This window comes from Sphingorhabdus sp. (assembly GCF_044239665.1).
Lineage (GTDB): Bacteria > Pseudomonadota > Alphaproteobacteria > Sphingomonadales > Sphingomonadaceae > Sphingorhabdus_B.
The window spans coordinates 1-5217 of sequence record NZ_JBIIBA010000052.1; the positions used below are offsets into that span (position 1 = coordinate 1).

The 5217-nt window shown below is 55.4% G+C and carries 6 protein-coding genes; 1 reads left to right on the forward strand and 5 read right to left on the reverse strand.

The features are described from left to right. Both ACILP3_RS10380 and ACILP3_RS10385 read right to left on the reverse strand, forming a co-directional pair. Positions 1–437: PLP-dependent transferase (locus ACILP3_RS10380; protein ID WP_395616558.1), on the reverse strand; the 437-nt coding region annotated here is incomplete at its 3' end. Next, entirely contained in the window at positions 424–1635 is a 1212-nt protein-coding gene (locus tag ACILP3_RS10385) for an aromatic ring-hydroxylating dioxygenase subunit alpha (RefSeq protein WP_395616559.1), read from the reverse strand. The genes ACILP3_RS10380 and ACILP3_RS10385, both read right to left, overlap by 14 nt. Positions 1636–1811: 176 nt before the next feature. Between ACILP3_RS10385 and ACILP3_RS10390 the strand changes: the two genes are divergently transcribed. Then, entirely contained in the window at positions 1812–2726 is a 915-nt protein-coding gene (locus ACILP3_RS10390; protein ID WP_395616560.1) for a LysR family transcriptional regulator, read from the forward strand. On the opposite strand, the gene fdhD is transcribed toward ACILP3_RS10390, so the two are convergent. The 3 genes from fdhD to ACILP3_RS10405 all read right to left on the reverse strand — a co-directional run. Beyond that, positions 2674–3435 (reverse strand): formate dehydrogenase accessory sulfurtransferase FdhD, encoded by a 762-nt coding sequence (gene fdhD / locus ACILP3_RS10395; RefSeq protein ID WP_395616561.1) that lies wholly within the window; start codon positions 3433–3435, stop codon positions 2674–2676. The genes ACILP3_RS10390 and fdhD overlap by 53 nt on opposite strands. A gap of 28 nt (positions 3436–3463) precedes the next feature. Beyond that, the gene (locus tag ACILP3_RS10400; protein WP_295493163.1) at positions 3464–3676 is read right to left on the reverse strand and encodes a formate dehydrogenase subunit delta; all 213 of its coding nucleotides are present in this window, start codon (positions 3674–3676) and stop codon (positions 3464–3466) included. Further along, on the reverse strand, positions 3673–5217 hold a 1545-nt coding region (locus tag ACILP3_RS10405; RefSeq protein ID WP_395616562.1), incomplete at its 5' end, for a molybdopterin-dependent oxidoreductase. The genes ACILP3_RS10400 and ACILP3_RS10405, both read right to left, overlap by 4 nt.

Consider the following 5217-nt stretch of genomic DNA (forward strand, 5'->3'; position numbering starts at 1 on the left):
AGATATGCGGCGGCATGCGACCCAAATTGCGGCATGATGCCATTGTAAAGCATGTCGACCCCGCCATAGATAGGGCGGCCGTGCAATATGCTGTCGCCGGGGCGGACATACGCAAGCGCGATGCTGGAATGCGCGGCCATGCCGCTTGAATAAGCAACCGCCTCTTCTGCACCGTCAATGGCGGCCAGACGCTTTTCCAGAAAATCCAATCCGGGATGGCCAAGCCGGGAATAAATATGGTTGGTTTCGCCGACCAATGGCCCCGTGCCGTCAAAATACGCCTCATGCACATTTTTGGCATGCTGCGCTGTGGGATAGACAAAGGTGGATGTCATGAAAATCGGTGGCTTCACCGATCCCATGCCCATTTCAGGGGCATAGCCATAAGCGACCGCGAGCGTTTCGGGACGCAACCCCTTGATGTTATCCTTTGCCATGAGTCGCAATATACGCACGGGCCTTGTCGCAATAATAGTCGGTAAAACGCAGCGCGAGCATTTCAGCTTCTTGCGAATAAGGGCCCGGTGTGTAGCCAAGGCTGTTGACGCCAATTTGATTGTTTTCGGCCAGCGCCTTGTCTTCCAAATTGGTCATGGTCCACAATGAAATCAGCTTTTCGACATCATAATCGACGCCTTCTACGGCATCCTTATGCACATACCATTTGCCCGTCACATGGGTTTCATTGGGGCCAACAGGCATAGCGCTGAACATGAAAACATGGTCCGCCGTGCAATGGACAAAGCAATGCGGATCAACCGCCCAGCGCATCGAACCGATATCGCCGTCATTGGCGTCACACATTAATTTTTTGGACAAATGCTGGCCATCACTCGATATCGAAACACAGCCTTCGTTCAATGCAAAACGGGCGATTTGCCAGTAATGCCCTTCAACAGGGGTTTGTGGCAGGCCGAGCGCGTCCATTTTTTCTTCAAAAGCTATGACGCGCGCATCATGGCCGCTGTCAAAATGCTTCGACATGCCTACCGGGAATGTCTTCGACAATTCGGGATGACCGGTACTGCAATGATAGCATTCCCGGCCATTTTCCATCACCAGTTTCCAATTGGCATTTTCGACCAGAACGCTTTCATAGGCTAGTTTTGCGTTTTTCAGGTCATGTGGCGCGGAATATTCGGCAAGCTTTTCCCGAAAGTCTTCAATTGGCGGCGGCGTGTCCGATAAGCAGATGAAAATAGTGCCTGCGATACATTCAATGGCAATCGGCTTTAGGCCATGCGCACTTTTGTCAAAATCGCTATCCATCCGGCCTGCTGCAAACAAGGAGCCGTCGAGATCATAGGTCCAACGATGATAAGGGCAAACCAGCTTGGGCGCTGTGCCAGTGCCCGGCGCGCAAATCATGGAGCCACGGTGGCGGCAGCTATTGTGAAAAGCGCGGATCGTGCCTTCTTTATCGCGCGTGATAATCACAGGCCATTTGCCGACCATCATCGAGACATAGCTGCCCGCTTTTGGCAGCTCGCATTCCATTCCAGCCATCAACCAGCTTTGGCCAAAAATCGCGGCCATATCAAAATCAAAACTCTCGGCTTCTATATACAAAGCCTGCGGCAACGTATGCCCTTCGCGACGCTGTTCAAAAAGCGTGCTGATCCGCTTCAAATCCATGACTTGGCCTTTATGCAATTCCCTTAGCATTTCGAATGGGCCAGATATGTAAACGAATAAAATCGCATTTTCGCATAGCCCTATGTCAAAATGTCGGGCAATGTTGCAGACATAAAAATGCCCGCAGTCGAAAGGTCGATATCATATCCAATCGTAGCACCATTAACCGTCGCTGGTTGCCGTTGAATGCCCTGCGCGCGTTTGAAGCGGTAGGACAGAATTTAAGCTTCACCGGTGGTGCGTCGGCGCTTTCGGTGTCGCAAAGTGCGATGAGCCGTCATGTTGGCGGGCTTGAGGAACTGTTGGGCAAGCAATTGTTTGTGCGCGACGCATCGCGGCTTTCGCTTACGGCGGCAGGCGAAGAATTGTTACCGGTGGTGAGCAAATGTCTCGACCGACTGGAGCAAACCATGAACTCCATTCGCGATGATGATGTGACGGGCCGTTCGCTGCGGCTGCATGTGCCGCCATCGCTGCTTCAGCAATTGTTCCTGCCGATGCTGCGTGATTTTCACGTTGAACATCCCGATTTGCGCCTCGATGTTTCGAGTGCGCATGTGACGGGCTTGCCCGCAACCGATTTCGACATGGCGATTGTGTATGACCGGCCCAATGTCGATGACCGGATTACCGACCTTCTCTGGATGGTGCGCGTCGCGCCTTTATGTTCGCCGGCAACAGCGGCCAGCGGTCAGGGCAAATCACTGGAGGCGTTTTTGAAAAGTGAGGAGCTTTTGCACGTCAAACTGGATGGCGAGCCGCGCGACCTTTTGTGGACGGCCTATCTCCGGCAAAGCCAGTTGGCCGTTGCGACGCCCGGTGGTCTTGCCTTTGATACTACGATTGCGGCTGCGCAATATGCCATGGCAGCCAATGGCGTCTTTTTGGGCGATATTGATATGTTCGCGCAGGAAATCGCCGATGGACGGCTCGTAATGCCCTATGACGCGGTGATTGAAGACGGCTATGGCTATTATTTGAAACTGCACGCCGATGATCTGGCTGATCCGGTCATTTCGATGCTTCGAAGCTGGTTAATCAGCCGTTTTGGGGCATTGCGGCAAGCGCCGAGTCCGCCCGCGCCAGACTGACCAAGCGCAGGCCAGCTTTTTGCGCGATGTTGATCGCCAAGTCGGTTGCAGCTGAAATCGTCACGAGCATGGGACAGTTAGCAAGGATCGTCTTTTGCACCAGTTCAAGGCTGCACCGCGCGGTCAGGATGATGAAGCCAGCCGAGATGTCGATGTCGGTGCGGGCCAGTGCCCCAATTAACTTGTCGAGCGCATTATGACGACCAACATCCTCGCGCGTTATCAGTATAGCGCCGTCGGGCGTGCAAAATGCCGCCGCATGCGCCGCGCCGGTATGGGCATTCAACCTCTGGTGCGACCGCAATGCGGATAGCGCCGAAAAGATCGCCGCATCGGCGACCGCAATCTGCGCCGTTACCGGCGGCAAAGGGCGCATGACTTCTTCGAGATTGTCCATGCCACATAGGCCGCAGCTGCTTTCCGATACACGCTGACGGGCGCGGGCAACGACTTTCTCGGCGTTTTTCTGGGGTAGCTGAATACGTAATATCCAGCCCAATTCCGACTGATGGACGTCGAGGGCCAGAATATCGTCTGGGCGCTCAATCAACCCTTCCGACAGGCTGAAACCCACGGCATAATCCTGAAGGTCAATTGGCGTTGCCATCATCACGGCATAGCCGATGCCATTATATTCGATAGCGATGGGCGCTTCGGAGATGACGGCTCGGTCTATAGCTTCGGGCGAACCATGATCGGGTTTAAGCACCGCAAAGCGTATAGGTTTTGCGCCTTGTTCAACCGCCATTTTGCGCGTCGGCCAGCAAGCTTATGGCGGCCGCAGCAATTGGCGACAGACCATCGGTCCCATGGGCAAAAATCATCTTTTTCATCCGCGGGTCCCAGAATGTCTGGATATGGTCTGCGACCGCCGCAGCGGGCGCAGCGTCGGTTGCCAGATTGGTCGCAATCTGGTTCGCCATGTGGATGAGGCGCTCCACACTGTTCATTCGGCGGCAATCCCCGTTTCCACGCGGCGGGAGCGGGCCGACAAGGCCTCATATTCTTCCTGCCACTCGGTTGGTCCGTTGGAGGCGCTGATCTGCACCGCTGTGACCTTATATTCGGGGCAATTGGTTGCCCAGTCGCTATAGTCGGTGGTGACAACATTGGCCTGCGTTACCGCATGGTGGAATGTGGTATAGACAACGCCCGGGGCCACGCGGTCGGTCACATTGGCGCGCAACGTGGTTTCACCCGCGCGGCTCGCCAGCTTCACCCAATCGCCCGATTTGACGCCGCGATCTTCGGCATCCACAGGGTGGATTTCGAGCAGATCCTCGGGATGCCACGCGACATTCTCGGTCCGCCGCGTTTGCGCACCGACATTATATTGCGATAATATCCGCCCCGTGGTCAGTAATAACGGGAAACGCGGGCCGGTTTTCTCATCTGTTGGGACATAATCGGTCACAACAAATTTGCCCTTGCCGCGCACAAAGCCATCAATGTGCATGATGGGTGATCCGTCCGGCGCATCGGCGGTCACAGGCCATTGCAGCGATCCTACGTCATCCAACCGTGCGAAGGATACGCCGGCAAAAGTTGGCGTCAGTCGCGCGATTTCGTCCATGATTTCCGACGGGTGGCTATAGTTCCAATCCAGCCCCATCGCTTGTGCCAGCTTTTGCGTGACTTCCCAATCCTCCAAGCCGTTCATGGGGGTCATCACCTTGCGCACGGGTTGAATGCGGCGTTCGGCATTGGTGAAGGTGCCGTTCTTTTCCAAGAAGGTCGATCCGGGCAGAAAGATATGCGCGTAATTTGCGGTTTCGTTGAGGAAAAGATCATGGACGATGACACATTCCATCGCCGCCAACCCTGCGGACACATGGGCTGTGTTCGGGTCGGACTGGAGGATATCCTCACCTTGGCAATAAAGCGCCTTGAACACGCCATCGACCGCCGCGTCGAGCATGTTGGGAATGCGCAGGCCGGGTTCCGGATCCAACGTCACGCCCCAGTCATTTTCGAACAAGGACCGCGCGTTGCTGTCGCTAATGTGGCGATAGCCGGCAAGCTCATGCGGGAAACTGCCCATGTCGCACGCGCCTTGGACGTTGTTCTGGCCACGAAGCGGGTTTACGCCAACGCCCCTGCGACCAATATTGCCCGTTGCCATTGCCAAATTGGCGATTGCCATGACGGTTGAGCTGCCTTGCGAATGCTCTGTAACGCCCAAGCCATAATAGATCGCGCCATTGCCGCCTGTGGCATATAGCCGCGCCGCTGCGCGCAGCTCTTCTGCATCGACCAAAGTGACTGGTTGCAGATTTTCGGGGCTGTTGCGGGCTTGCGAAACAAATTCGGCCCAATGGCTATATTCATCCCAATCGCATCGTTCGCGGACAAAGGCTTCATTGGCCAGCCCCTCGGTCACGATCACATGCGCCATCGCGGTCAGCACGGCAACATTGGTGCCGGGGCGTAAGGGCAAATGATGCTGCGCCTCAATATGCGGCGAACGGACAATATCGGTGCGGCGTGGATC

Bases quoted from the DNA above. Each gene is read 5' to 3' on its own strand.
- ACILP3_RS10385 (WP_395616559.1), bottom strand. From the start codon at position 1,635: ATGGATTTGAAGCGGATCAGCACGCTTTTTGAACAGCGTCGCGAAGGG.
- ACILP3_RS10400 (WP_295493163.1), bottom strand. From the start codon at position 3,676: ATGAACAGTGTGGAGCGCCTCATCCACATGGCGAACCAGATTGCGACC.